This window comes from Bradyrhizobium sp. PSBB068 (assembly GCA_016839165.1).
GTDB lineage: Bacteria > Pseudomonadota > Alphaproteobacteria > Rhizobiales > Xanthobacteraceae > Bradyrhizobium.
Genome location: CP069300.1, coordinates 3,397,836 through 3,423,285, shown reverse-complemented (window position 1 = coordinate 3,423,285; position 25,450 = coordinate 3,397,836). Strand labels below are relative to the sequence as shown.

Genomic DNA, 25,450 nt, shown 5'->3' with positions numbered 1-25,450 from the left:
TGGCGGTCCGGACAAATTCGCGCGGACTATAGCGGCCGCGGTCCCAATTGCAACGTTAACGGACCTTCATTTAGGGCGCTTGCGGGACCGCCGCCAGCCCGATAAGGCTGCGCCGTCAGGAACTGGACAAATGCCGAAAAAAGCCAAAAAAACAACCAGCAAAACCGCCCCCAAAACTGCCGCCAAGCGAGCCGCAAACGCCGCGACAAAACGCCCGGTCATGCCGCTCGATGGCGCCACCGCCGAGCGGATCGCGAACGCCCTCGAGACCATCGCAAGCCGCCTCGCGGCCGCCTCCCCGGCTGCCGCCGATCCAGCCGAGTCGCTCGGCGCCGCGGACGCCTTCGTCTGGCACCCGGACGGCCGCCTGGCCCCGGTGCCGCGCGTCAGCCGAGTCGAGATCGGGCTGCTCAAGGGCGTCGACCGGATGCGCGACATCCTGATGGAGAATACCGAGCGCTTCACCAACGGACTGCCCGCCAACAATGCGTTGCTGTGGGGCGCCCGCGGCATGGGCAAATCGTCGCTGGTGAAGGCGGCGCACGCCACAATCAATGCCGACCGCAAGCCGGCCGACCGGCTGAAGCTGATCGAAATCCACCGCGAGGACATCGAGAGCCTGCCCGGCCTGATGGAGCTTTTGCGCAGCTCTCCGTTCCGCTGCATCGTGTTCTGCGACGACCTGTCCTTCGACGGCAACGACGCCTCCTACAAGTCGCTGAAGGCGGTGCTGGATGGCGGTATCGAAGGCCGCCCCGACAACGTCATCCTCTATGCGACCTCAAATCGGCGCCACCTCCTGGCGCGCGAGATGATCGAGAACGAACGCTCGACCGCGATCAATCCGGGCGAAGCGGTCGAGGAGAAGGTGTCGCTGTCGGATCGCTTCGGCCTCTGGCTCGGCTTCCATCGCTGCAGCCAGGACGAGTACCTCGCGATGGTGAAGGGCTATTGCGCCCATTACGGCATCAAGATCGCCGAGGACGAGCTCGAGCGCGAGGCGCTCGAATGGTCGACCACGCGCGGCTCGCGCTCCGGCCGCGTTGCCTGGCAGTACACACAGGAACTCGCCGGACGGCTCGGCGTGCGGCTGAGCGGGGCATAGCGCAAGCGAGCGCTTTGATCGAACCGCGGGCCTTCTGAATTCGGCGCGGCATGGCTACACTCGCCCCATGCCGGCCGACCCCAGCACGACTGCAAGACGATGTGGCGAGTGCACCGCTTGCTGCGACGGCTGGCTGAAGATCCGGATTCGCGACCACGACGTCCATCCGGGGCAGCCGTGCCCGTTCAGCAGCGCGGGCCGCTGCACGATCTACGCCGAGCGTCCGGTCGATCCCTGCCGGAATTTCGTCTGCGGCTGGCTGACGCCGACAAGTCCGCTGCCCGACTGGATGCGTCCCGACAGGTCCGATCTCATTTTCCTTCCCGCGAGCTTCGTCTGGCGGACGATCCCCGTCGATGTCGCGGTCGCCGTCGGCACGCGCCCGAAGGAAAAGGCGCGTGCCTGGCTCGAAGCCTTCAGCCGTGACATGCGGCGGCCGCTGCTGCTGCAATCCGACGGCGAATGGCACGCGCATGGGCCACCGCAATTCCTGCGCGAAATGGTCGAGCGGATCTCAGCCGGCCTTGATCCGACGCGGTAATATTGAACCATCAATGGCGTCCATTCTTGCCCGAAATTGGCATTCATTATCCCAATTTCACTGCGTGATGTTGCGTTGCGGTCATAACTTGTCAGCAACACTGACACAGTTTGCAAAGAGTAATTGCATCAATAACTTCAGCTCCAAGCAAGTAAGTGAAATTTTATTCCCAAAACTGCTGTGCGACAATTGATGCACTGCAACAGTATTATAGTACCCATTATGTCACACGACGTGTTTATCATCTTCAGGCCACTCCACACCCGTGTATCTGGCATTTCGTATACCTTAGGCTTTCCGACCGTTTGCAGCCTCGGCACCCCGCCGAGGCAATTGGCAAATGGGGGAATGAATGAAGAAAAGACTTCTCGCAGGAACAGCATCCGCAGCGGTGTGCCTGGCGCTCATGCAAGGTCCGATGCAAGCGGCGACGCTCGACGACGTCATGGCGCGTCTTGATGCACTCGAACGAAACAATGCGAAACTCGCCAAGGAGAACGCTCAACTCAGGGACCGCGTGAACCACATCACGAGCCACCCCGTTCCTCCCGCAACCGCGGCAGCAACGCCCAAGGGCAATCCGGTCCAGCACGCGGCCGTGGCCCCCTCCCCGACGCCACCTGCTCCCGAACATGCAGTCGTCAGCATCGGTGGCGCACCGCTCTATACCAAGGCGACAGGCACCAATGCCTTCGTCGACAACACCACCGTCACGCTCTACGGCCACGTCGACCTCTCGGGCGACTTCTTCAACGCCGGTGTGTTCGATCAGGGCAACAAGTTCGGCGTTGCGAGCAACCTCACTTACTTCGGCGTTCGCGCCCGGCACAATCTCGAGCCGTACGGCTTCGCAGGATGGGCCGCCGTGGCCCAGTTCGAATCGCTGGTCGAGGTCGCCGCAACGCCGACCGAGCGCGCCGCGTTCGGCACCCGCGACAGCTTCATCGGCATGGAAACGCCGTGGGGCGCCATCAAGGCCGGCAAGGCCGATACGCCGTACAAGAAATCGACCGCGAAGTTCGATCCGTTCTCGGCCACGCTTGCTGACTACAATTCGATCATGGGCAACACCGGCGGCGACCTGCGCGCCGAGTTCGATTGGCGCGCGGCGCACGCAGTCTGGTACGAGTCGCCGATCTGGAACGGCTTCCAGGCAACCTTGATGGCTTCGCCGGGACAGAACACGGCGCGCGACAACAGCGATTTCGCGCTCGGCGACTTCAACTGTCCCGCCACGTCCTCCCGCGGCAGCGGCAGCGGCTTCCCGCTGACCGCGGCGCCTGAGGGCTGCACGGACGGCTCGTACGGCAACCTCTACAGCGCGTCGCTGACCTACAATCAGGGACCGTTCACCGCAGTCGCAGCCTATGAGCTGCATGAGGGCACCAACCGCACCGGCGACGAGGCGGTGACGCCGCTCAGCACCGGCGGCGTGCTGATCGTGCCGCCCGGGGCGGTCGGCATCGCCAACGAATGGGCCGCGAAGCTCGGCGCCGGCTATGGGTTCAACGACGGCATCGGCAAGCTGCAACTCTACGGCATCTATGAGGTCATGCGCCGCGAGCACACCGTTGCCGACTTCAACGAGCGATCGCGCGACGGCTATTTCATCAGCGCCACGCAATCGGTCGGCGCCTGGGACGTCAGCGCGTCCTGGGCCCACGCCAACGCCTCGCCCGGCTCGCCGGGGACCGGCGTGTTCAACAACTACACCGTCACGCCGGCGGCCGGCTCGGCGGACTTTGCGCTCAACAGCGTGGACAGCAGCGCCGATCAGTATGCGGCAGGCGTCAAGTACCACTTCAGCCCGTTCGCAACCTGGTATCTCGTCGGCAGCTATCTGCGCAACGGCCCCGGCGCGCATTACTGCCTCGGCGTGAGCGGTCACGGCTATGGCGTGTGCGGTCGCGACGCCAACAACAACGTGGTCGCCGGCAACAAGGCAAGTGCGGTCACGACCGGCATGACCTTCGACTTCTAAAGCGCGATGAGATTGGGTTGAATCGTCATCGCGCTTTAGCTCCTTGTTTGAGCATGATCTTTTCGGAAAACCGCTTCGCACTTTTCCGGATCATGCTTTAGCCCAAAACAAAACGGGGGAAGCTTGCGCTTCCCCCGTTGTCTTTGTTGTGAGACTTGGAAGTCCCGGCGCGTCGCTTACGCGCCGTTGAGGAACTGGAGCGGATCGACCGGAGACGATCCCTTGCGAATTTCGAAATGGAGCTGCGGCGAGCCGGCCTCGCCGGTCTGGCCCGACTTGGCGATTACCTGACCGCGCTTGATGGTGTCGCCGCGCTTGACCAGGACCTCGCTCGCATGGGCGTAGGCGGTGACGTAGCCATTGGAATGGCGAACCAGCACGAGGTTGCCGTACCCCTTCAGTTCGTTGCCCGAATAGGCGACGACGCCGTCTTCGGCGGCCTTCACCGGCGTGCCCTCGGGCACCGCGACGTTGATGCCATCGTTGACCTTGCCGTTGGTCTTCGAGCCATAGGCGGTGATCACCTTGCCGCGCACCGGCCAGCGGAAGGTCGGCAGCGCACTGGTGGTCTCGGCCGGCTTGGCCGCCGGCGTCTCCGCGACGGCTGCGGGCTGCTCGACACTGGCGGTCGGCTGAACCAGCCGGGCACTCTGCTGCGGCAACGCACTGGCGACCACCCGCGGGGCGGCCACGGCCGGGGCCGGAACCGCCGTAGCCACCGGTGCAGCGGCAATAGGTTGCGCAACCGGCGCGGGAGCCGCCATCGCGGTCTTGGCGCCGGGCACCACGAGCTTCATGCCGAGGCCGAGCCTGGCCGACTGATCGAGGTTGTTGGCACGGGCGAGCTCGGCCACCGGGATATGGTGCTGGCGCGCGATGCTGTGCAGCGTATCGCCGCGATTGACATAGTGGACGCCGGCAGGCGCGGCCGCCACCGCGACGGGCCGCGTGGCAGGCGCGGCCATTGCAGGTGCCGCGGCAACCGCTCCTGGACGCGGAATGATCAGCTGCTGGCCGGGCGACAGCGCGCGCGGTCCCTTGTAGCCGTTGGCACGCAGGATCTCGGCGGTCGAGACATTGTAGCGGCGCGCAAGGACGTCGAGCGTGTCGCTGGTGCCGACGATGATGGTGGTGCCGCCATGCGCTGCGGCGACCGAATGCGGCACGCTTCCGGTGGCTTCGATCTGCGGGCGTGCAGGCGGCGGGGTGTAGGACGAAAGCCCACGGCCTCCGCCGGAGACGCCGCCTCCGGCGACCGGATAGGATTGCGGCGCCGCAACGGGCGGCGGCAACGGCTGCGACTGATACTGCGAATATTGCGGTTGGGTCCGCGGCCGCGCGTATTGCGGCAGTTCGCGCGGCGCCTGCTGCACAGTGCCGGTCGGCTGCGGATCGAACGCAAACGGATTTTGTGAATAGGAGTTTTGCGAGAAGCGCGACGACATATCGGCGCTGCAACCGGCAAAAGCCATGGACATCAGCGCCAGCACCGCAACCTGCGGTACGCGACGCGAGCGAAGCAACTCAACTACCCCAGACATGGTTACTCACTCGTACGCAACAAAAGACTGTTTTGAGTAAACACGTCGCGAGTAAATAACCGCTTAACCCTGCGAATAAGGCGTTGGTGCCAAGCAGCAAATCGCCGAATTCACAATTCGCGCGCGATTCCCGGCAGCGCCGGCACAAAGCGGACGTCGACCAGCTCCTTGCGATCGAAGCCGTTCTCGGTCCGCACCACGCGGATCAGGGTCTGGGTGCCTTGATGCGGCCCGACCGGGGCGATCAGGATGCCGCCCGGATCGAGCCGCTCCAGCAGCTTCTCCGGGATCTGCTCCATTGCCGCGGTTATGATGATGCGGTCGAAATCGCCCGCGCCCGGGGGAACGTCGAAGCCGTCGCCGAGCAGCACCTCGATGTTGTAATAGCCGAGCTTTTCAAGGCGCTCGCGCGCGCTATCCGCCAGTGTCCGGTAGCGCTCGATGGTCAGCACCTGCTTGCAGAGCCGGGACAGGACCGCCGCCTGATACCCGGAGCCGGTGCCGATCTCGAGCACGCGGTGGTCCTTCTGCAACTGCAGCTGCTCGGTCATGTAGGCCACGACGAAGGGTTGGCTGATGGTCTGCCCGCAGGCGATCGCAAGCGCGCTGTCGCGATAGGCCTCGTTGCGATCGCGCGGATCGACGAACATCTCGCGCGGCACCTCCTCCATGGTACGCAGCACCGCCTGATCGCTGACCCCTCGCCGCCGTAGGGTGAGCTGAAACATCATCTTCTCGGTGGGGTCGGGCTTCAGGGCCATGTTCATCAGCGTCTCTGGGCAGCAGCGCGGAATCTTGCTCCTGCTAGATGACATTGAATTCCGAAATACCGCGTTAAGGAAAAATTTCCCGTCACCTTTTGTTCCCGGTCAGGAACCGGCGCTCCGATTCGTCTTGGCGCCGATCCGCAAGCTTCCCATATAATCGGTAGCGACGCGCTGATAGCACCACGATGCGCGGGCGGCGGTTGAGCCGTTGTCCCCGCCCAAAGTCTGGACGAATCTCGCGCAACGAGTCAGTCAGGACGATCAGGCGACGCAGCGGCGCGTGCCGGAAACCGACTAATCCTCAAACGTTTGCATTGCGCCCTGTAGTGTTATTTGCGAGCCTATTTCAGGGACGGGCAAGGATTCCATCATGACAGCGATACGGCCGGCGGGCTGTTCAGTTTTCCTCGTGGAGGACGAGGTCATGATCCGGATGATGGTCGCCGATATGCTGGAAGAGCTCGGCCATAGTGTCGCGGCCGAGGCCGGCGAAATCGGCGAGGCGGTCAAGCTCGCGCAATCGACCGAATTCGACCTCGCGATCCTCGACGTCAACGTCAATGGCAAGGTCATCACGCCGGTCGCCGAGTTGATCAACGCCCGCAACCGCCCGTTTATCTTCGCGACCGGCTACGGCTCATCCGGCCTGCCCCCGGAATATCGCGACCGGCCGGCGCTGCAAAAGCCCTTCCAGCTGGAAACACTGGCCCAGGCGATCTCCAGCGCGATGCGCAGCGCGCCGGTCTAGGTCACGAGATCACTTCAGCGTATCGACCAGCGTTTCCGAAAACACCTCATCGGTGCGATCGAGCCGCAACGGCGTCACCGAAACGTAGCGCGCAGCAAGCGCGGCAAGGTCGGTGCCCTCGGCCGGCGTATCCATCATCGCGGCGCGCTCGAAGCCGATCCAGAAATATGGATTGCCGCGTCCGTCGTGACGGCGATCGATCTTCAGAAAGCCCTGATTGCGCTTGCCCTGCCGCGTGATCCGGATGCCCTTGACATCATCAGGCATGCAGGACGGGAAGTTGACGTTGATCACCGTGTTCCTGGGCACGCCGGCGCCGATCACCTTGCGGATGATGTCGGGTCCGAACTTCAGCCCGGTGTCCCACAGCGGCGCGTTGCGCGTCTCGATCGAGAATTCCTGCGACAACGCGAATGACGGAAAACCCAGGATGGTGCCTTCCAGCGCGCCGGCGATGGTGCCGGAATAGACCACGTCCTCGGCGACGTTGCGGCCCTTGTTGACGCCGCTCAGCACGAGATCGGGCAGCTTGTCACCGAGGATGTGACGCGCGCCCATGATGACGCAATCGGTCGGCGTGCCACGCACCGCGAAATGGCGCGGGCTGACTTCGCGCAGCCGCAACGGATCGTTGAGCGACAACGAGTGGGAAACGCCGGATTGATCGAGCTCGGGGGCAACGATCCAGACGTCGTCGGACAGGGCACGTGCGATCTGCTCAATGACTTTCAAGCCCGGAGCGTTGATGCCGTCATCATTGGTGCAGAGAATTCGCATCCGTCAAAGTGCCTCTTGTTCTGATTCGACGCCGGTTTCTTGAGTTGCGGCTTCTTGCGTTGACTGCCGTCTTAACCGGCTAGGGCCGCCGAGGCAAACCCGACGAAGGCCCGCGCCAACTCGCCGACGTCACGCGCCACGGCTGCAGAAACTTGCCGCTGCCGGCAATCTTGCGGTCGAATACCGGCCAGGCCGGCTTCCGAATGCTCTTTATCACGGGTACCAGCGGCGGCAGCTCAAGCTTTCTCGCCGGCGCCTGAGGCAGATCGCCCTTGAGAGCTTCTGGCCTGACCGGCTCGGGCTCCGGAGATTCAAGCTTGGGAGCCTCCCGTTGCGCAGGCTCAGCGTAGGCAGGCTCCGTCTTGGCAGGTTCAGCTTCGGCGGGTTCAGCTTCAACCTTGGGCGTTTCGACCCTGCGCGCTTCAGGCCGGGGCGGCTTCGGAAGCTCCGATTTGAGGGGCTCGGATCCGACGGGTTCGACATTGCGAGGCTCAAGCGTCGGCGTCTCAGGCATGCGCGTGTCAGGCCTGGTCGTTTCAAGCTTGGGCGACACAGGTTGCTGCGGCGGCGCGGGTGCCACCTCGGCCGGCCCAGCGACCGGCGGCGGCGCAGCCGATTTCGATTTCAGCCGCGCCAGCAATTCCTCGATCGAGGGCACCGACGCTGCGTCAAGGTGAGTGCGCGGCGCCGCCGGACGGACCGGAGACGGCGGTGCGGCAACCGCTGCCGGCGGCGGCCAATCGGCCGGCGCCAATTGGGCGAATTTGCCGCGCGCGATCTCCAGCGCCTTGTCGAAGTCGGGCCGGTCGATCCACGCCTTCGATTGCACCTCGCTGACGCGGGCTTCCCACAAGCGCGCGGCCTCGATGTCGTAGTAGCCCATCTGCTTCTGATTGATCAGTTGCAGACCATGGCCGGTGACGGCCCATTGTCGACCAAGCCAGTGGATGTCACGGTGGAGCGGCATCGCACTGGCCCTCGCTCTACATGCCGTGCTCGATGACCTTGAGCCCGCCCATATAGGGCTGCAGCACATCGGGTACCGCGATCGAGCCATCCTGCTGCTGGTAGGTCTCCATGACCGCGATCAAGGCGCGGCCGACCGCCGTGCCGGAGCCGTTCAGCGTATGCACGAAGCGCGGCTTGCCGTCGGGACCGCGGTAGCGCGCATCCATGCGGCGGGCCTGGAAGTCGCCGCACACTGAGCAGCTCGAGATCTCGCGATACGCGCCACCGTCGCCCTGCCCCGGCATCCAGACCTCGATGTCGTAGGTCTTCTGCGCGGAGAAGCCCATGTCGCCGGCGCACAGCGTCATCACGCGATAGTGCAGGTCGAGACGGCGCAGCACTTCCTCGGCGCAGGACAGCATGCGCTCTAGCTCGTCCTTGCTGGCTTCCGGCGTCGTGATCGACACCAGCTCGACCTTGGTGAACTGGTGCTGCCGGATCATGCCGCGGGTGTCACGGCCGGCTGCACCCGCCTCGGCTCGGAAGCACGGCGTCAGCGCGGTGAGCCGCATCGGCAGCTCCTTCTCGTCGAGGATGGATTCGCGCGCGAGGTTGGTGAGCGACACTTCGGCGGTTGGAATCAGGCCGAGCCGCTCGCTGCGCAGATCGGCATTCGGCGTCGCGAGCAATTCGCCCTTGATCGCCCAGAACTGGTCGTCCTCGAATTTCGGCAACTGGCCGGTACCGAACATCACGGCGTCGCGCACCAGCAGCGGCGGGTTGATCTCGGTGTAGCCGTGCTCGCCGGTGTGCAGGTCGAGCATGAACTGCCCGATCGCGCGTTCGAGCCGCGCCAGTCCCTTCTTCAGCACGACGAAGCGCGCGCCGGACAGTTTGGCCGCCGCCTCGAAATCCATGGTGCCGAGCGCGGTGCCGAGATCGTCATGCAGCTTCGGTGCAAAGCCGTAGTCGCGCGCTTTGCCGAACACGTGGTGCTGAACGTTGCCGTGTTCATCGGTGCCGTCGGGCACCTCATCGAGCGGCAGGTTGGGAATCGACGAGAGCTCTCTGGTCAGCTCGTCATCGGCCGTCTTTGCCGCCGCCTCGAGCTCCGGCATCGTGGTCTTCAGCTCGGCGACCTCGGCCATCAGCTTCGCCGCACGCGCCTCGTCTTTGGCCTTCTTCGCGTCGCCGATCTCCTTGGAGGCCGCATTGCGTCGCGCCTGGGCCTGCTCGGAGGCCAGGATCGCCGCACGCCGCCTCTCGTCGATCGCCAGCAGCGACGGCGACAGCGCCCCAAGTCCGCGGCGCTTCAGGCCGGCGTCGAAGGCTGTCGGGTTGTCGCGGATCGCTTTGATGTCGTGCATGGGAGTCGGGGTCCTAACGTCGCACTTGCAGATACCGTTGTATGTCAACGTTTTGCAGCGTGCCTCAACTAGCACAACTGTCATCGCCCGCGAAGGCGGGCGATCCAGTATTCCAGAGACGTCAGTGCGTCACCGAGCGGCGCCAGCGTACTGGATACCCCGCTTTCGCGGGGTATGACAGCGGATGTGCGGCCTGAACCGCCCTACTCGGCGGGGTTGGTCGCCGACGGCGCAGTCGACGAGGTGGTCGCTGCCTTCTTCTCCACGATCCGGACCGCGACGATGGCGCCCTCATAGAGCGCGAGCAGCGGGATCGCCAGCGAGGCCTGGCTCAACACGTCGGGCGGCGTCAGCACCGCAGCGATGATGAACGCGATCACGATGAAGTAGCGCCGCTTCTCCTTCAGCATCTTCGAGGTGACGATGCCGATGCGACCGAGCAAGGTCAGGATCACCGGAAGCTGGAAGGCGATCCCGAAGGCGAAGATCAGCGACATCATCAGCGAGAGATACTCGCCGACCTTGGGCAGCAGCTGGATCTGCGCGGTCTCCGCGCCGGCGGTCTGCTGCATGCCGAGCGAAAAACGCGTCAACATCGGGAAAACCACGAAGTAGACCAGCATCGCGCCCATCACGAAGAAAATCGGCGTGGCGATCAGATACGGCAGGAAGGCATTGCGCTCGTGCTTGTAGAGCCCAGGCGCCACGAACATGTAGACCTGTCCGGCGACGATCGGGAACGAGATGAAGGCGGCCCCGAACATTGCGAGCTTGAGCTGGGTGAGAAAATACTCCAGCAGCGCCGTGTAGATGAATTTCGAATTCTCCGGTCCCGCCACCCAGATGAACGGCCAGACCAGGACATTGAAAATCTGCTTGGCAAAGAAGAAGCAGATGATGAAGGCCACGGCAAAGCCGAGCAGCGCCTTGATCAGCCGCGAGCGCAGCTCGATCAGGTGATCCATCAAGGGGGCCTTGGAGGCCTCGATGTCTTCGGCGCTCATGACGCCCTCGCGTCCTTGAGCACGTCGGGCTGTGCCGGGGTGACGTCGTGCGGCGCAGGCTCGGGCTTCACTTCATTGGTGATCGCGAGCGGTTCGCCGGCGGCCGCGTGCGTCTCGGCCTCGACGAAGGTTTCCGGCGTCGGCTCGGCCGGCGTTGTGGGCGTCACCGGTGCGTCGCTTGACGTCACCGGTGCGTCGATTGCGGAAGCGACCTGCGCATCGACCGGCTTGTCGATCTGCAGGGCGTCGGTGACGTCCTTCTGCAGCGAGGTCATGATGTTGCCGCTGGTGATGCCGGTTGCGGCTTCCCTGACCTCATCAAAACTCTTCTTGAGGTCGGCCATCTCGGCCTCGCGCATGGCTTCCTGGAACTGGCCCTGGAATTCGGCGGCCATCTTGCGCGCCTTGCCCATCCATTGTCCGACCATGCGCAGCACGCCCGGAAGTTCTTTCGGGCCGATGGCGATCAGCGCGACGACCGCGATGACGACCAGTTCACTCCACCCGATATCGAACATGAATTGTTCCGCCTAAGCGCGCCGCCATCGGCCCCATCGCTCCCAACAGGATGTGGGGCCGCCGGCGCCTTTTCTCAATCGGCGTCCATAGCGCGTCTGTGCGACGGCGTCACCGTTTCGCGCGAAGAAAAACGTCGAAAATACACGTCAGTACAAGCGCCTTAGACGGCCTTGCTGCCGACGTCCTGGCGCGCTGCCGACGGCGCCGCATTGTGATCGATCGCCTTGGTGGGCTCGGTCTTGTCTGCGACCTTGTCGTCGTCCTGCATGCCCTTCTTGAAGGCCTTGATGCCCTGGGCGACGTCACCCATCAGGTCCGAAATCTTGCCGCGTCCGAACAGCAGCAGGACCACTGCGATCACGACGATCCAGTGCCAAATGCTAAGCGAACCCATCCTGCAACCCTCCAGAAATGGCCGGCGGACCGGCCTGAACATGGCCGGAAGTTAGGCCCGCGGGGTGTCAAAAACAAGGACCTCTGCCGCGGCAAATCGCTGTCGCGGCTACGTAATATTGCTAGGCTTAACCGGGAATATTCCGCCCTATTCGCCCTTCTCGGCGCCGTCGTGATCGCCCGCGTCGTCAGCGCGATCGTCCGGCTCGTCGGCGTCGGGTTCATCGGCATCGGGCTCGGCAGTGTCAAGCTCGCCTGCCTCTGCCTCACTGACCACCTCGGCTTCGGTCTCGGCCGTCGCTTCAACCTCGGTAGCGGCCTCGGTTTCGGCCTCGACCTCAGCCGTCGGTTCCTTGGCCTCCGGCTCGACGGCCGGGGCCAACAGCAGTTCCAGTGTATCGCCGGGCTCGAGCGGCTCCTCATCCTCGCGCAGCGTCGCATCGTCAGATGGCGACGGAACGGAGAATCCGGTCGGCAGCCGCGAATCGAGCAGGCCGGTGCCCTTGAGTTCCTCGAGCCCCGGCAGGTCGCCGAGCGCTTCCAGGCTGAACTGCGACAGGAAGCCGTCGGTGGTTCCGAAGGTCAGCGGCCGGCCCGGCGTCTTGCGGCGGCCGCGCGGGCGAATCCAGCCGGTTTCCAGCAGCACGTCGATGGTTCCCTTCGACGTCACCACGCCGCGAATCTCTTCGATCTCGGCGCGGGTCACCGGCTGGTGGTAGGCGATGATCGCCAGCACCTCGATCGCCGCGCGCGACAGCTTGCGGGTCTCGGTGCTCTCGCGCGTCATCAGCCACGACAGATCGCCCGCGGTACGGAACGTCCACTTGTTCGCCACCTTCACCAGGTTGACGCCGCGCGGCGCATATTCCGCCTGCAACTGTGCCAGCGCCTGCTTGATGTCGACGCCGTCAGGCATGCGCTTGGCCAGCGTTGCCTGATCGATCGGCTCGGCCGATGCGAACAACAGGGCTTCAAGGAGCCGCAATTCCTCAGGCCGCGCCACCGGATGATCCATCGGAGAAACCTCCTCCTCGGGCTCGTCTCTGCGCACTTCCGCCAAGCTTGCCATCGGCCTGCTCTCCTTCTTCCACTTACTCAACCGACAGGTCGGGCGCAGCCATTGCGGCTTGCGCTGGACGCTTTCGGAAATAGATCGGCGCGAACGCCTGCTTCTGGTTGATTTCCATCTCACCCTCGCGAACCAGTTCGAGGGCGGCGGCGAAGCTCGATGCGAACACCGTCGCCTTCTGGGTGGGATCGGCGACGTAGCTCATCAGGTACTCGTCGAGGCAGCTCCAGTCCTCGGCGATGCCGACCAGCCGCTCCAGCGAGGCGCGCGCTTCCGCAAGCGACCACACCGTCCGCTTGGCCAGATGCACCGACGTCAGCACCCGCGACGCGCGCTGCGTGGCATAGGCCGACAGCAGGTCGTACAGCGTCGCGGTGAACTTCGGATGCTTGATCTCGGCGATCGATTCCGGATTGCCGCGCGGGAAGATATCGCGCTGGAACTGCGGCCGGTTCATCAGCCGGTTCGCCGCCTCACGGATCGCCTCGAGACGACGCAACTGGTTGGCAAGCGCGGTCGCCATTTCCTCGGCGCTCGGCCCCTCAGCGGTCGGCGGTTCCGGCAGCAGCAGCCGCGACTTCAGGAAGGCGAGCCAGGCTGCCATCACCAGATAGTCGGCGGCGAGTTCGAGGCGGATCTTGCGCGCTGCCTCGATGAACGAGAGATACTGGTCGGCGAGCGCCAGGATCGAGATCTTCGACAGGTCGACCTTCTGCTGCCGAGCCAGCGTCAGCAGCAGGTCGAGCGGGCCCTCGTAGCCCTCGACGTCGACCACCAGCGCCGGTTCGCCATCAGCAAGGTCGGCCGGCCGCCCGGTATCGAACGATAGAATTTCAGCGGTCATGCCGTCCCTACCCGATCCAACAACGCATCCAGTTCAGCCCGCGCCGCCTGCCGGTCCAGCGGCTCCGGCTGCTTCCGCACAGCGAGCGCAGCCTTGGCGCGCTCAAGCGCCTTGCCGGTCAGTTCCGGCGTTTCCCGCGCGACTTCGCGCATCTCGTCGAGATTGCCGTTGCAGTGCAGGATCATGTCGCAACCGGCGCTGACGATGGCGCGGGTCCGCTCGGCAATCGATCCGGCCAGCGCATTCATCGACACGTCATCACTCATCAACAAACCCTGAAACCCGATCAGGCCGCGAATCACCTGTTCGATGATTGTCGCAGAAGTCGTCGCCGGATGGACGGGGTCCAGCGCGCTAAACACAACATGTGCAGTCATGGCCATCGGCAAGTCCGCCAGCGGCTGGAACGCGGCGAAATCGGTCCGTTCCAGCTCATCTCTGGCTGTATCGACCGTTGGAAGCCGGAAATGGCTGTCCGCCGTGGCCCGGCCATGGCCGGGGATGTGCTTGAGAACCGGCAGCACGCCGCCCTGTTCCAGCCCATCCGTGACCGCACGCGCGATCGCCGCGACCTTGCCCGGTTCGGTTCCATAGGCTCGGTTGCCGATCACTGCGTCCGCCCCGGCGACGGGAACGTCGGCCAAAGGCAGGCAATCGACTGATATTCCGAGGTCGATCAGGTCGGCCGCGATCAGCCGCGAGCTGAGCCGCGCCGCGGCAAGGCCGAGCTTCGGGTCGATGTCGTAGAGCGCGCCGAAGCTCGCGCCGGGCGGATAGACCGGCCAATGCGGAGGGCCGAGCCGTTGCACCCGCCCGCCTTCCTGGTCGATCAGAACCGGGGCTTCGGCCATGCCAGCCGCTTTCCGGAGTTCCCCAATAAGAGCCGCCACTTGGGCCGGACTCTCGATGTTGCGCTTGAACAGGATGAAGCCCCATGGCCGCTCGGCGCGAATAAATTCGCGTTCAGCGTCGTTGAGGATCAGGCCGGATACGCCCGTGATGAATCCGCGGTTCGTCATTCGGCCGATTAGGCCGTATGCGGCTCACGGGTCAAGGAAACGGCCGTTAATTTCTTTGGATGAGGCACTGCGGCCCACCGGCCGACATCAGGCTTTTGCACAGCTGGCTCGCCTCTTCCGACGACGCGAACGGGCCCGCGAAGGCGCGGTAATAGACGCCCTTCTCACCGAGATCGACGCGTTTGACCACCAAAGGCTGCGAACCGAGCACGCTGCGATATTTGCCCTGCAGCGTTCGATAGGACGACTGCGCGTCGGCCTCGTTCTTCTGCGACGACACCTGCACCAGGTATCCGCCACCACCGACCGAGGCCGTCGAGGTCGACGCGATTCGGGTCGGAGGTGCGGCGGGCGCAGGGTCGGGCTGGCCGCCCGGAGTCAGCGACATCGGCGCGTTCACACTGGCATTGGCTGCCGACGGGTTGCCGCGCGACACTGGAGGCTTCGCTGCGGCCGGCTTGGCCGGCGCGGCGGCCGCAGCCTGTGCGCCGTCAGGCGAATCGCCCTTGACCGACAACGTCCGGACCTTGCGCGGCTCATTGTTCGGCAGGGTCCCGTTCGCGGCGATCGGCGCCGGCGCGGGCTGCGCCGTCTGCACGCTGGCGGCGGGCGGCGGATTCGCATTGGCGTTCAGCGCCGGAAACACCACGCGCGGACCGGCGGTCTTCGAATTGACGTCGACCGGGGTCTCCTCGCGCGACACGATCTTCTCGGTGCCGTCCCCCGTCGCCATGCGGTCCGGCGTCTTGGCCGGCGCATCGGCCTGGGCCGGCAACACCTTGGTCGGCGTATTGTCAGCCTTGATGATCGGCGGTTCGCCCGTTCGGGGCGAGCCGACATAGTTGCGATAGGCGAGCGCGCCACCAGTGCCGACCACCGCGAGTGCCACGACCGCGGCGACCGTCATCAGGCCGCTGCTCCGCTTGCGCGGTTCGGGTTCTTCCTCATAGGCATCATAGGCGTAGGGATCGTCCGGATAGGACGGATCGCGCTGCAGATCCTGTTCACCGGCCTCCAGTTGGCCGTAGAGCGCGTCGTCATAGCGCGACGTATCGTGCCCCTGATCGTTGGCCTGATAATGCGGCTCCTCGTCGAAGGCCTCAGGCTGCCGGGGGGGCTCGACCGGCCGATAGGTCGCGACCGGCGCGGGCGCAGGCGGCTGTGCCTGCTGGGCCGCATAGCGGTGCAGCGGATGCACCGGCTTCGGTTGATAGTCCTGCTCCGGCTCTTCGTATTCGGTGTGCTGCACGGGCGGCGGCGGGGCCGCCTCCTGCCGCGCGCGCTGCATCCAGGGCGGCGGGCCTGCGGGCGGGGTCTCGTCCTCTTCCGCCTGCGGCTCATACTGTTGCGGCCGCGCATTGGCGCGCGACTGCAGCGGACGCGGCGGCGGCTTGTTGGCGGTGCCGAATGGATCCGTCTGGCCGATCAGCCGGGCCAGTTCAGCAAGCGGATCGCTGTCGGCCCTCGAGGCCGTGTCGGCGGAAAAATTTCGGTCCTGATATCGATCAGCCATCGTGATGATGCATCCCCTTCGGGACAGCGCCAAGATCGCCGGCACAGCCGGTCCGAACGAGTTGGCCCCTGCCAGATGCCCTCACAAATCCCCACTCGTGAGGGCCAAATGCCCCTGCCTACCGCATCTCGGTCGGAGCGTGGACGCCTAGAACAGCTAAGCCCGATGCCAGAACCGAGACGACGCCCTGAACCATTGCCAGTCGCGCCCTCGTGATCTCTGCATCATTATTGATAATGAAGCGTAAATAGGGCAAATCGCGCCCCTTGGTCCAAAGCGCATGAAATTCACTGGCCAAATCATATAGATAAAAAGCGATTCGGTGCGGCTCATGTGCCACCGCCGCGGCCTCGATCATCCGGGGATAAAGCGCCAGCCGCTTGAGCAAATCGAGCTCGGCCGGGTCGGTCAACCGTTCGACCGCAGCGCTCCGCAGATAGGCGAGCCGGGCCTCGTCGGACGTCGGCAGGTCCGGAACCGCTTCTTCCCGCGCATTGCGGAAGATCGAATGGCCGCGGGCGTGGCCGTACTGGACGTAGAAGACGGCATTGTCCTTGGTCTGCTCGATCACCTTGGCGAGGTCGAAATCGAGCACCGCGTCGTTCTTGCGGAACAGCATCATGAACCGCACGGCGTCGGAGCCGACCTCGTCGACGACTTCGCGCAGCGTGACGAATTCGCCTGACCGCTTCGACATCTTCACCGGCTCGCCGTCGCGCAGCAGCTTCACAAGCTGCACGATCTTGACGTCGAGTGTCGCCTTGCCCGCGGTCACCGCTTTCACGGCCGCCTGCATGCGCTTGATGTAGCCGCCGTGATCGGCGCCGAACACGTCGATAAGGTTGGTGAACCCGCGCTCGAACTTGTTGCGGTGGTTGGCGATATCGGACGCGAAGTACGTGTACGAGCCGTCCGACTTGATCAGCGGACGATCGACGTCGTCGCCATACGCGGTGGCGCGGAACAGCGACTGCTCGCGGTCCTCGTAATCCTCGACCGGCTTGCCCTTCGGCGGCGGCAGCCGGCCCTCATAGATGTCGCCCTTGGCGCGCAGGAAATCGATGGTCTCGGCGACCTTGTTGTTGCCCGAGGTGATCAGCGAACGCTCGGAGAAGAACACGTCGTGATGGATATTGAGCGCGGCTAGATCGCCCTTGATCATCTCCATCATCATGGCGATCGCCTTGTCGCGCACGATCGGCAGCCACGCGGCTTCGGTCATGTCGAGCAGCTTCTCGCCGTATTCCTTGACGAGCGCCTCGCCGACCGGCACGAGGTAATCACCGGGATAGAGCCCTTCCGGGATCGCGCCGATGTCCTGCCCCAGCGCCTCGCGGTAACGCAGGAACGCCGAGCGCGCGAGCACGTCGACCTGGGCACCGGCATCATTGATGTAATATTCGCGGCAAACGTCGAAGCCGGCGAATTGCAGCAGGCTGCACAGCGCGTCGCCGAACACGGCACCGCGGCAATGGCCGACATGCATCGGTCCGGTCGGATTGGCCGAGACGTATTCGACATTGACCTTCTCGGCCTTGCCGATGTCGCTGCGTCCGTAAGCGGAGCCGGCGGCCAGCACGGCGCGCAGCCCGTCTGCCCAGACCTGCGGCTTCAGGGTCAGGTTGATGAAGCCGGGCCCAGCGACATCGACCGAGGCCACCAGCGCGTCGGCGCGCAGCCGCGCGGCGATCTTGTCGGCGAGCTCGCGCGGCTTGGCCTTGGCGTCCTTGGCGAGCACCATCGCGGCATTGGTCGCCATGTCGCCATGGCTGGCATCGCGCGGCGGCTCCACCACGACGCGTGTGAGGTCGATGCCCGCGGGCCAGTTATCCTCGGCTCCGACCGCGGCACAGATCGCGTGCACGCGCGTCAGCATGTCGGCAAAAAGGTGTGGTGAAGCAGTGGTGTCGGCCATGGCAGGGCGCTAACGCAAATCCGGGGTCGAGTCAAAAAGCCTTTGGTGCTCGATCAGGGCGAAACGGTCGGTCATCCCGGCAATGAAATTGCCGATCCGCCTGTTCCGCGCGTTCGTGGTCTCCTGCACGCTGCCCTCGATCCATTCCGCCGGCAGGTCGCCGGGCGATTGCCGGTAGCGCTCGAACAGATTGCGGACCACCTGCTCCGCCTCCCGCATCACGATCATCACCCGCTGGTGGCGATACATCCGCCGGAACAGGAACGCCTTGATCGCCGCCTCCTGCTCCGCCACCTCGGCCGGAAACGCGATAAGCGGCGCATTGTGATGGCGCACGTCCTTGGCCGATTGCGGCCGGGCGGCCGCAAGGCGCCGGCTCGCCTCGTTGAAGACGGCATTGATGAAATGTGAGATCAGCTCACGTACCAGCTCGGCACCGCGCCGGACCTCATCGAGCCCGGGGTAATGGCGATCGATCTCGGCGATGATTTCAGCGGTCAGCGGCATCTCCTTGAGGTCGTCGACCGCGAACAGGCCGGCGCGCAGGCCGTCGTCGATGTCGTGCGCGTCATAGGCGATGTCGTCGGCGAAGGCGGCGATCTGCGCCTCGAGCGAGGCGTAGCTCCAGAGCTCGAGGTCGTAGGTCCTGTTGTAGTCGGCGATCCCGACCGGAAGGCCGCTGTCCAGGTAGCGGCCGGCCGGCGCACCGTTGCGTTCGGTCAGCGGGCCGTTGTGCTTGACGATCCCCTCGAGCGATTCCCAGGTCAGGTTCAGCCCCCCGAACTCGGGATAGCGGTGTTCCAGCAAGGTGACGACCCGCAGCGCCTGTGCATTGTGGTCGAAGCCGCCATCATCCTTGAGGCAGTCATCGAGCGCGCGCTCCCCGGCATGCCCGAACGGCGGATGGCCGAGGTCATGCGCGAGCGCCAGCGTCTCGGTCAGATCCTCGTCGACCCCGAGCTGGCGCGCCAGTGCGCGGGCGATCTGCGCCACCTCCAGCGAATGAGTCAGCCGGGTGCGGTAATGGTCGCCCTCGTGGAAGACGAAGACCTGGGTCTTGTGCTTCAGGCGGCGGAACGCGGTGGAATGGATGACCCGGTCGCAGTCGCGCCGGAACGGGCTCCGGGTCCGGCTCGGCGGCTCCGCGACCAGCCGGCCGCGGCTGTGGTCGGGGTCGCAGGCATAAGGCGCGCGGGGGGCAGCCATTCCGACCGACACAGTATTTTAGTCCTTATCCATTTGATTCCATGGTCCGACGCACTTAACTATGCCTGAGGCGGCTGACCAAATGAATTGGCTATGACGCCGGGCATGATCCGATCCGACCATGCCTCGAATCAAGGTTTCGGAGACCGATATGACTGCTGCCATCACCGTCAGCGAACGGGCCGCCCGCCGGATCGGGCAGATCCTCAGCAAGGAAGGCGACGGCGCCAAGCTGCGCATTTCGGTCGAGGGCGGCGGCTGCTCCGGTTTCCAGTACAAGTTCGACGTCGAGCGCACCCAGGCCGATGACGACCTCGTGATCGAGCGCGACAGCGCCGTGGTGCTGATCGATCCCGCCTCGGTCCCGTTCCTCGCGGGTTCGGAGGTCGACTTCGTCGACGATTTGATCGGCGCCTCGTTCCGCGTCGTCAATCCGAACGCCACCGCCTCCTGCGGCTGCGGCACCAGCTTCTCGATCTAACCGCCGCCTGCTACTCGGCCGCGACCACCTGCGGCCGTTCGATGTCACCGTCCGCCTGCGGGTCGAGCTTGCGCCGCAGGCCGCGGTCGATGCGGTCGAGATAGATGTAGATGACAGGCGTGATGAACAGCGTCAGCAGTTGTGAGACGCAGAGGCCGCCGACCACGGCGACGCCGAGCGGCTGACGCAGCTCCGCACCGGCGCCGGCACCGAGCGCGATCGGCAGCGTGCCGAAGATCGCCGCGAACGTCGTCATCATGATCGGGCGGAAGCGCAGCAGAGCGGCCTCGCGGATCGCATGCTCGGCACTCAACCCCACGCGGCGGCGCTCCAGCGCGAAGTCGACCATCATGATCGCGTTCTTCTTGACGATGCCGACCAGCATCACGATGCCGATCATTGCGATCACCGACAGCTCCATCCCGAACAGCGTCAACGTCAGGATCGCGCCGATACCGGCCGACGGCAAGCCCGAGATGATGGTGATCGGATGGATGAAGCTTTCGTAGAGAATGCCAAGGATGACGAAAGCCGCGAACACCGCGGCGAGGATCAGGACGCCCTGCCCGCGCAGCGAATCCTGGAACACCTGCGCGGTGCCGGAGAAGCCGGTCGCAATCGTTGGCGGCGGGCTTGAATTCTGCTCGAGCTCGGTGATCTTGTCGACTGCGTAGCCGAGCGAATTGCCCGGCGCGAGATTGAACGAGATCGTCACCGCCGGCTGCTGGCCCTGGTGGTTGATCTGCAGCGGTCCGACCGTCGGCACCAGCCGGGCCACCGCATCCAGCGGAATGGTCTGGCCGCTCGCGGTCTTCATGTAGAGCTTCGAGAGGTCTGACGGATCGACCCGAAACTGCGGCTGCACCTCGAGAATGATCTGGTAGTCGTTCGACGGCATGTAGATAGTGCCGACCTGCCGCGAACCATAGGCGTTGTAGAGCTGGTTGCGGACCTGGTCGACGGTGATGCCGTACACCGCCGCCTTCTCGCGGTCGATGTCGACTGTCATCTGCGGGTTCTTGATGTAGAGGTCGGTGGTGACGTCGAGCAGGCCCGGGATCTTCTCGATCTTGTCGCGCATCTCAGGCGCCAGCCGGTACAGCGCCTCGGTATCGCCGCTCTGCATCACGTATTGATACTGGCTCTTGGAGATGCGGCCGCCGATGTTGAGGTTCTGGACGCTCTGGAAGAACGCCTGCATGCCCGGGATCTCGCGCGCCTTCTGGCGCAGCCGCCCGATCACGACAGCGGCGTTGTCGCGGGTGTTCTGCGGCTTCAGCGCAATGAACAGCCGGCCGTAATTGGTGGTCGAATTGGGACCGCCGGAGCCGACGGTGGAATTGACATAGTCGATCGCCGGATCGGTCCTGAGCACGTCGACCAGTGCCTGCTGGCGCACCTTCATCGCCTCGAACGAGGTGTCGGTCGCGGCTTCCGTCACGCCGATCAGGAAGCCGGTATCCTCCTGCGGGAAGAAGCCCTTCGGCACGATCATGTAGAGATAGACTGTGCCGCCGAGCGTCGCGAGCGTCACCACCAGCATCAAGGCCTTCTTGGCCAGCACCCAGTCCAGTGCCCATTCATAGGCGCGCAGCCAGGCCTCGAACATCGCCTCGAACGCCCGCAGCGCGATGTTCGGCCGCCTGGTCGCATCATGCGCGCGCAGCACGCGGGCGCACAGCATCGGCGTCAGGGTCAGCGACACGAAGCCGGAGACGATGATCGCGACCGAGATCGTGACCGCGAATTCGCGGAACACGCGGCCGACGATGCCGCCCATCAGCAGCACCGGGATGAACACGGCAATCAGCGAGAACGTGATCGAGATGATGGTGAAGCCGATCTCGCGGGCGCCCTTCAGTGCCGCCTCGAACGGCTTCATGCCATGCTCGATATGGCGGACGATGTTCTCCAGCATCACGATGGCGTCATCGACCACGAAGCCGACCGAGAGCGTCAGCGCCAGCAGCGTCATGTTGTTGATGGAGTAATCCAGCGCGTACATCGCAGCGCAGGTGCCGAACAGCGAGATCGGCACCGCGAGCGCCGGAATGAAAGTCGCCGACGCCGAGCGCAGAAACAGGAAAATCACCAGGATGACGAGCCCGATCGCGATCAGCAGGGTCTCCTCGACGTCGCTGACCGCCTGCCGGATCGAGACCGAGCGGTCCATCATCACCTGCATCGTTACCGAGGGCGGGATCGCGGCGCGCAGCGACGGCAGCTTTGCGAGAACGGCGTCGACGACGGCGACGGTGTTGGCGTCGGGCTGTTTCTGGATCGCGAGCACGATCGCGCGCTCGTCGTTCATCCAGGTCGCGATCTTGTCGTTCTCGACGCTGTCATAGACCTTGGCGATCTCGTCGAGTCGGACCGGCGAACCGTTGCGCCAAGCGACATAGATCTGGCGGTAGTCGGCCGCCTTGTCCATCTGGCCGGAGGCCTGCAGCGCGACGTCCTGCTTGGGACCGTTCAGCGTGCCGACCGGGGTGGAGGAATTGGCGCGCGACACCGCTGCGCGGATGTCCTCCATCGAGACGCCCCGGGCGGCCGCGGCCTCCGGATCGGCCTGGACCCGGATCGCGAATTTCTGCGCGCCGTAGATCAGGACCTGCGCGACCCCCGGCAGCTGCGACAGCGCCTGCCCGATCGTGATGTCGCCGTATTCGTTGACCGCCGACAGCGGCAGCGTCGCCGACCCCAGCGAGACGAACAGCACCGGGAAATCGGCCGGGTTCACCTTCCGGAAGCTCGGCGGGATCGTCATCTCGATCGGCAGCCGGCGCTGCGCGATCGTCAATGCCGTCTGCACGTCGAGCGCCGCGGCATCGATGCTGCGGTTGAGGTCGAACTGGATGGTGATGACGCTGGTGCCCTGCGACGAGTTCGAGGACATCGAGGAGATGCCGGCAATCGTCGAGAGCTGACGCTCGATGATCCCTGCAACCGAGGCCGCCATGGTGTCGGCGCTGGCGCCCGGCAGGGTCGCGGTGACTGCGATGGTCGGGAAGTCCACCTTGGGCAGCGCCGAGACCGGCAGCAGGCGGAAACCGAACAGGCCGAAGGCGATGATCGACGCAGTGATCAGCGTCGTCATGACCGGGCGGCGGATGCAGAGCTCGGACAGCGTCATAGGTCAGGCTCCGGCCTTGCGCGCCCGCAACTCGACCCGCGATCCCTCCGACAGCAGCAGCTGGCCGTCGACGACGACGCTTTCATCGCCCGCCAGTCCGTCAGAGATCACCGACGAGCCCTGGAACGTGCGATCGACCTTGACGGGCTGGACCTTGGCGACGCCGTCCCTGACCACGAAGACGAAATTGCCGTTCTGGCTGCGCTGCACCGCGACCGTGGGCACCACGACGGCGTCCTCGCTGCGGATGATCAGCTTGGTCTGCACGATGGTGCCCGGCCACAGCGTCTCGCTGGCATTGTTCATGACGCCGCGCACGGTCACCATGCCGGTGGTTGCATCGACGGCGTTCTCGACCATGGCGACCTTGCCGCTTTCGGAGCGCTGGTGGCCGGGAATGGTCGCGATCACCTTGGGATCACCCTTTCCCATGGCGTCGCGCAGATCGACCAGCGCCCGCTGCGGGATTGCGAAGGTGACATAAACCGGCGCCATCTGGTTGATGATCGCGAGCGGTTGCGTATCGGCGGGACGGACGAAGTTCCCGACCTTGACGTTGGCGGCGCTGATCCGGCCCGCAAACGGCGCCCGGATCACGGTGTAGCTCTTCTGGACGCGGAGATTTTCCAGCGCGAACTGGTCGGCCTTGATGGTGCCGATCAGGACGTCGGACTGGGTCTTGGCGTTGTCGAGGTTGACCTGGGTGGTCGCGCCCTTGCCGACCAGTTCGGTGTAGCGGCGCTGGTCGCGCTGTGCGCCCTCGAGCTGGGCCTGGTCGCGGGCTAGGACACCCTCGGCCTGCTCGATCTGGGCGTCGATCTGTCGCGCGTCGAGCATGAACAGCAGGTCGCCCTCATTGACCCTGGCGCCGTCCTCGAAATGCACCGAGACGATGGTGGTCTCCAGCCGCGATTTCAGCGCCACGCTGGAGATCGGCGTGACCGTTCCGATCGCATCGACATCGACCGGCACCGATCTGCGTTCCGCCTTGGCCAGATCCACCGAGACTACCCGCGGCCGCGGGGGCCCTTGCGTGGTTGCGGAACCGCCGCCCATCCACGAAGAGCGGATCATGTAGGCCGCCCCGGCCGCAATGCCGAGGACCGCGACAGTCAGAACCAAACTGCGTTTTTTCATAATTTTGCACGTGCGCCGCCCCTTCCCTTGAAGGCGGGACGCTTCGCGACTCCCCCATCGGCAATTGTTACGCCTTGTTTCCGGAGAGGGTTAGCACAGCCGGACCGCATATGGTATGCCACGAAAGTGAAATACTGCGCCTCCTCGGGCGCCCGCCAATCGCCGCCCTATGTCCACCTCCGTCCTGATCTGCACTTGGGAAGACGCCCGCGAACGCTCCGGCGCCATCCGTTACAAAGTCTTTGTCGAAGAACAGGGCGTGCCGGTCGAACTGGAATGGGACGAGATGGACGCGTCGAGTTGGCATGCGCTGGCGTTTACCGATGACGGCACACCCGTTGCCACCGGCCGGCTGCTCCCCGACGGCCATATCGGCCGCATGGCCGTGCTCGAAACGGCACGTGGCACGGGCGTTGGCGCCCGAGTACTGGACGCGCTGATGGCCAAGGCGGCAGAACTCGGCTATCCCGAACTGATCCTCAACGCTCAGACGCACGCGGAGCCGTTCTATGCGCGCGCCGGGTTCGAACGGTGCGGCGACGAGTTCGAGGAAGCCGGCATCCCACACATCGAGATGCGCAAACGCTTGGTCTAGGCATCAAGTGACGCGAAAGCGTCATGAAATAAGGGACTTCCGATGACAGTTCGCATCGCCACCTGGAACGTCAACTCGGTCCGGCAACGGATCGAACTGCTGGTCGCCTGGCTGAAGGAGTGCTCTCCGGACATCGTTTGCCTGCAGGAGATCAAATGCGTCGATGACGCTTTCCCTCGGCTCGAGGTCGAGGCGCTCGGGTATAATGTCGTCACCCACGGGCAGAAGACCTTCAACGGCGTCGCGCTGCTCTCCAAGCTGCCGTTCGACGAGACCAAATCGGGCCTCGCCGGCGACGACGAGGACGCCCATGCCCGCTTCCTCGAAGGCGTCGTGACGCTGAAACAGGGCGTGGTACGGGTCGCATGCCTTTACCTGCCCAACGGCAATCCCGCGAACACCGACAAATATCCCTACAAGCTCAAATGGATGTCGCGGCTTCTTGAGTACACGAAGGAACGGCTTAAGGCCGAGGAGCCGCTGATCCTGGCCGGCGACTACAATGTCATCCCGGCGGCCCGCGACGTCTACAATCCGGCCGCATGGGCCGACGACGCGCTGTTCCGCCCGGCGACCCGCGAGGCCTTCCAGTCCCTGCTCGGCCTCGGCCTCACGGATGCGCTGCGGGCAGTCAATGACGAGCCCGGCCAGTACACCTTCTGGGATTACCAGGCCGGCGCCTGGCAGAAGAACTGGGGGCTGCGGATCGACCATCTCCTGATGTCGCCGCAGGCCAGCGACCGGCTGATCGATGTCGGCATCGACAGCTATGTCCGCGCCTGGGAGAAGCCGTCCGACCATGTCCCGGTCTGGGCCGATCTCGATTTCGAGACCGCCTGAGCCCCGA

General features: G+C 64.7%; 23 protein-coding genes. 7 read left to right on the top strand and 16 right to left on the bottom strand.

Going from position 1 to position 25,450, the window contains the following annotated elements; genetic code table 11:
• The first annotated feature begins 130 nt into the window (after positions 1-130).
• From JQ507_15795 to JQ507_15785, 3 genes are all read left to right on the top strand, one after another.
• Entirely contained in the window at positions 131-1,105 is a 975-nt protein-coding gene (locus tag JQ507_15795) for an ATP-binding protein (protein QRI72837.1), read from the top strand.
• A 67-nt stretch (positions 1,106-1,172) separates the two neighbouring features.
• Positions 1,173-1,646 carry a hypothetical protein gene (locus tag JQ507_15790; protein ID QRI72836.1) on the top strand — a complete coding sequence of 158 codons (474 nt, stop codon included), beginning with the start codon at positions 1,173-1,175 and terminating at the stop codon, positions 1,644-1,646.
• Positions 1,647-1,998: 352 nt separating this feature from the next.
• Positions 1,999-3,627, top strand: a complete 1,629-nt coding sequence (locus JQ507_15785) for a porin (protein ID QRI72835.1) — start codon at positions 1,999-2,001, stop codon at positions 3,625-3,627.
• A 176-nt stretch (positions 3,628-3,803) separates the two neighbouring features.
• On the opposite strand, the gene JQ507_15780 is transcribed toward JQ507_15785, so the two are convergent.
• Together JQ507_15780 and JQ507_15775 are read right to left on the bottom strand one after the other, a co-directional pair.
• The gene (locus JQ507_15780; protein ID QRI72834.1) at positions 3,804-5,168 is read right to left on the bottom strand and encodes a LysM peptidoglycan-binding domain-containing M23 family metallopeptidase; all 1,365 of its coding nucleotides are present in this window, start codon (positions 5,166-5,168) and stop codon (positions 3,804-3,806) included.
• A 110-nt stretch (positions 5,169-5,278) separates the two neighbouring features.
• Positions 5,279-5,935 (bottom strand): protein-L-isoaspartate(D-aspartate) O-methyltransferase, encoded by a 657-nt coding sequence (locus JQ507_15775; GenBank protein ID QRI72833.1) that lies wholly within the window; start codon positions 5,933-5,935, stop codon positions 5,279-5,281.
• 370 nt (positions 5,936-6,305) lie between these two features.
• Between JQ507_15775 and JQ507_15770 the strand changes: the two genes are divergently transcribed.
• The gene (locus tag JQ507_15770) at positions 6,306-6,683 is read left to right on the top strand and encodes a response regulator (protein ID QRI72832.1); all 378 of its coding nucleotides are present in this window, start codon (positions 6,306-6,308) and stop codon (positions 6,681-6,683) included.
• Between the two features lie 9 nt (positions 6,684-6,692).
• Here JQ507_15770 and surE read toward each other — a convergent pair whose 3' ends face one another.
• The 12 genes from surE to JQ507_15710 all read right to left on the bottom strand — a co-directional run bounded on the left by surE (position 6,693) and on the right by JQ507_15710 (position 19,269).
• On the bottom strand, positions 6,693-7,460 hold the full coding sequence (gene surE, locus JQ507_15765) for a 5'/3'-nucleotidase SurE (protein QRI72831.1): 768 nt from the start codon (positions 7,458-7,460) through the stop codon (positions 6,693-6,695).
• A 79-nt stretch (positions 7,461-7,539) separates the two neighbouring features.
• Complete coding sequence (locus tag JQ507_15760) at positions 7,540-8,427, bottom strand: hypothetical protein (GenBank protein QRI72830.1); 888 nt, start codon at positions 8,425-8,427, stop codon at positions 7,540-7,542.
• Positions 8,428-8,443: 16 nt separating this feature from the next.
• On the bottom strand, positions 8,444-9,775 hold the full coding sequence (serS, locus tag JQ507_15755) for a serine--tRNA ligase (GenBank protein QRI72829.1): 1,332 nt from the start codon (positions 9,773-9,775) through the stop codon (positions 8,444-8,446).
• A 203-nt stretch (positions 9,776-9,978) separates the two neighbouring features.
• Positions 9,979-10,779 carry a twin-arginine translocase subunit TatC gene (tatC, locus tag JQ507_15750; GenBank protein QRI72828.1) on the bottom strand — a complete coding sequence of 267 codons (801 nt, stop codon included), beginning with the start codon at positions 10,777-10,779 and terminating at the stop codon, positions 9,979-9,981.
• Positions 10,776-11,297, bottom strand: coding sequence for a twin-arginine translocase subunit TatB (gene tatB, locus JQ507_15745; protein ID QRI72827.1), 522 nt, complete (start codon positions 11,295-11,297; stop codon positions 10,776-10,778). Before tatB ends, tatC begins: the two co-directional genes overlap by 4 nt.
• A 161-nt stretch (positions 11,298-11,458) precedes the next feature.
• On the bottom strand, positions 11,459-11,692 hold the full coding sequence (locus JQ507_15740; protein ID QRI72826.1) for a twin-arginine translocase TatA/TatE family subunit: 234 nt from the start codon (positions 11,690-11,692) through the stop codon (positions 11,459-11,461).
• A 147-nt stretch (positions 11,693-11,839) separates the two neighbouring features.
• Complete coding sequence (gene scpB, locus JQ507_15735) at positions 11,840-12,706, bottom strand: SMC-Scp complex subunit ScpB (GenBank protein QRI73352.1); 867 nt, start codon at positions 12,704-12,706, stop codon at positions 11,840-11,842.
• A 76-nt stretch (positions 12,707-12,782) separates the two neighbouring features.
• Entirely contained in the window at positions 12,783-13,604 is an 822-nt protein-coding gene (locus tag JQ507_15730; protein QRI72825.1) for a segregation/condensation protein A, read from the bottom strand.
• Positions 13,601-14,623 carry a beta-N-acetylhexosaminidase gene (gene nagZ, locus JQ507_15725; protein ID QRI72824.1) on the bottom strand — a complete coding sequence of 341 codons (1,023 nt, stop codon included), beginning with the start codon at positions 14,621-14,623 and terminating at the stop codon, positions 13,601-13,603. The genes JQ507_15730 and nagZ overlap by 4 nt, the downstream gene beginning before the upstream one ends.
• A gap of 46 nt (positions 14,624-14,669) precedes the next feature.
• Positions 14,670-16,136 (bottom strand): SPOR domain-containing protein, encoded by a 1,467-nt coding sequence (locus JQ507_15720; GenBank protein QRI72823.1) that lies wholly within the window; start codon positions 16,134-16,136, stop codon positions 14,670-14,672.
• Between the two features lie 118 nt (positions 16,137-16,254).
• Positions 16,255-18,051: an arginine--tRNA ligase gene (locus tag JQ507_15715; protein ID QRI72822.1), complete on the bottom strand. Its 1,797-nt coding sequence runs from the start codon at positions 18,049-18,051 to the stop codon at positions 16,255-16,257.
• 9 nt (positions 18,052-18,060) lie between these two features.
• Positions 18,061-19,269 carry a deoxyguanosinetriphosphate triphosphohydrolase gene (locus JQ507_15710; GenBank protein QRI72821.1) on the bottom strand — a complete coding sequence of 403 codons (1,209 nt, stop codon included), beginning with the start codon at positions 19,267-19,269 and terminating at the stop codon, positions 18,061-18,063.
• A 139-nt stretch (positions 19,270-19,408) separates the two neighbouring features.
• Here JQ507_15710 and erpA point away from each other — a divergent pair, with 139 nt between their 5' ends.
• Positions 19,409-19,738, top strand: a complete 330-nt coding sequence (erpA, locus tag JQ507_15705) for an iron-sulfur cluster insertion protein ErpA (GenBank protein QRI72820.1) — start codon at positions 19,409-19,411, stop codon at positions 19,736-19,738.
• 10 nt (positions 19,739-19,748) lie between these two features.
• On the opposite strand, the gene JQ507_15700 is transcribed toward erpA, so the two are convergent.
• Both JQ507_15700 and JQ507_15695 read right to left on the bottom strand, forming a co-directional pair.
• Positions 19,749-22,871, bottom strand: coding sequence for an efflux RND transporter permease subunit (locus JQ507_15700; GenBank protein ID QRI72819.1), 3,123 nt, complete (start codon positions 22,869-22,871; stop codon positions 19,749-19,751).
• 3 nt (positions 22,872-22,874) lie between these two features.
• Positions 22,875-24,008 (bottom strand): efflux RND transporter periplasmic adaptor subunit, encoded by a 1,134-nt coding sequence (locus JQ507_15695; protein QRI72818.1) that lies wholly within the window; start codon positions 24,006-24,008, stop codon positions 22,875-22,877.
• A gap of 169 nt (positions 24,009-24,177) precedes the next feature.
• Here JQ507_15695 and JQ507_15690 point away from each other — a divergent pair, with 169 nt between their 5' ends.
• Both JQ507_15690 and xth read left to right on the top strand, forming a co-directional pair.
• Positions 24,178-24,603 carry a GNAT family N-acetyltransferase gene (locus JQ507_15690; GenBank protein QRI72817.1) on the top strand — a complete coding sequence of 142 codons (426 nt, stop codon included), beginning with the start codon at positions 24,178-24,180 and terminating at the stop codon, positions 24,601-24,603.
• Positions 24,604-24,645: 42 nt separating this feature from the next.
• Entirely contained in the window at positions 24,646-25,443 is a 798-nt protein-coding gene (gene xth / locus JQ507_15685) for an exodeoxyribonuclease III (GenBank protein ID QRI72816.1), read from the top strand.
• Positions 25,444-25,450: the final 7 nt, after the last annotated feature.

Excerpts from the sequence above, each read along its gene's own strand:
- JQ507_15795 (QRI72837.1), top strand. The coding sequence starts at position 131 with ATGCCGAAAAAAGCCAAAAAAACAACCAGCAAAACCGCCCCCAAAACT.
- JQ507_15790 (QRI72836.1), top strand. The coding sequence starts at position 1,173 with ATGCCGGCCGACCCCAGCACGACTGCAAGACGATGTGGCGAGTGCACC.
- JQ507_15785 (QRI72835.1), top strand. The coding sequence starts at position 1,999 with ATGAAGAAAAGACTTCTCGCAGGAACAGCATCCGCAGCGGTGTGCCTG.
- JQ507_15780 (QRI72834.1), bottom strand. The coding sequence starts at position 5,168 with ATGTCTGGGGTAGTTGAGTTGCTTCGCTCGCGTCGCGTACCGCAGGTT.
- JQ507_15775 (QRI72833.1), bottom strand. The coding sequence starts at position 5,935 with ATGAACATGGCCCTGAAGCCCGACCCCACCGAGAAGATGATGTTTCAG.
- JQ507_15770 (QRI72832.1), top strand. The coding sequence starts at position 6,306 with ATGACAGCGATACGGCCGGCGGGCTGTTCAGTTTTCCTCGTGGAGGAC.
- surE (QRI72831.1), bottom strand. The coding sequence starts at position 7,460 with ATGCGAATTCTCTGCACCAATGATGACGGCATCAACGCTCCGGGCTTG.
- JQ507_15760 (QRI72830.1), bottom strand. The coding sequence starts at position 8,427 with ATGCCGCTCCACCGTGACATCCACTGGCTTGGTCGACAATGGGCCGTC.
- serS (QRI72829.1), bottom strand. The coding sequence starts at position 9,775 with ATGCACGACATCAAAGCGATCCGCGACAACCCGACAGCCTTCGACGCC.
- tatC (QRI72828.1), bottom strand. The coding sequence starts at position 10,779 with ATGAGCGCCGAAGACATCGAGGCCTCCAAGGCCCCCTTGATGGATCAC.
- tatB (QRI72827.1), bottom strand. The coding sequence starts at position 11,297 with ATGTTCGATATCGGGTGGAGTGAACTGGTCGTCATCGCGGTCGTCGCG.
- JQ507_15740 (QRI72826.1), bottom strand. The coding sequence starts at position 11,692 with ATGGGTTCGCTTAGCATTTGGCACTGGATCGTCGTGATCGCAGTGGTC.
- scpB (QRI73352.1), bottom strand. The coding sequence starts at position 12,706 with ATGGATCATCCGGTGGCGCGGCCTGAGGAATTGCGGCTCCTTGAAGCC.
- JQ507_15730 (QRI72825.1), bottom strand. The coding sequence starts at position 13,604 with ATGACCGCTGAAATTCTATCGTTCGATACCGGGCGGCCGGCCGACCTT.
- nagZ (QRI72824.1), bottom strand. The coding sequence starts at position 14,623 with ATGACGAACCGCGGATTCATCACGGGCGTATCCGGCCTGATCCTCAAC.
- JQ507_15720 (QRI72823.1), bottom strand. The coding sequence starts at position 16,136 with ATGGCTGATCGATATCAGGACCGAAATTTTTCCGCCGACACGGCCTCG.
- JQ507_15715 (QRI72822.1), bottom strand. The coding sequence starts at position 18,051 with ATGGCCGACACCACTGCTTCACCACACCTTTTTGCCGACATGCTGACG.
- erpA (QRI72820.1), top strand. The coding sequence starts at position 19,409 with ATGACTGCTGCCATCACCGTCAGCGAACGGGCCGCCCGCCGGATCGGG.
- JQ507_15700 (QRI72819.1), bottom strand. The coding sequence starts at position 22,871 with ATGACGCTGTCCGAGCTCTGCATCCGCCGCCCGGTCATGACGACGCTG.
- JQ507_15695 (QRI72818.1), bottom strand. The coding sequence starts at position 24,008 with ATGAAAAAACGCAGTTTGGTTCTGACTGTCGCGGTCCTCGGCATTGCG.
- JQ507_15690 (QRI72817.1), top strand. The coding sequence starts at position 24,178 with ATGTCCACCTCCGTCCTGATCTGCACTTGGGAAGACGCCCGCGAACGC.
- xth (QRI72816.1), top strand. The coding sequence starts at position 24,646 with ATGACAGTTCGCATCGCCACCTGGAACGTCAACTCGGTCCGGCAACGG.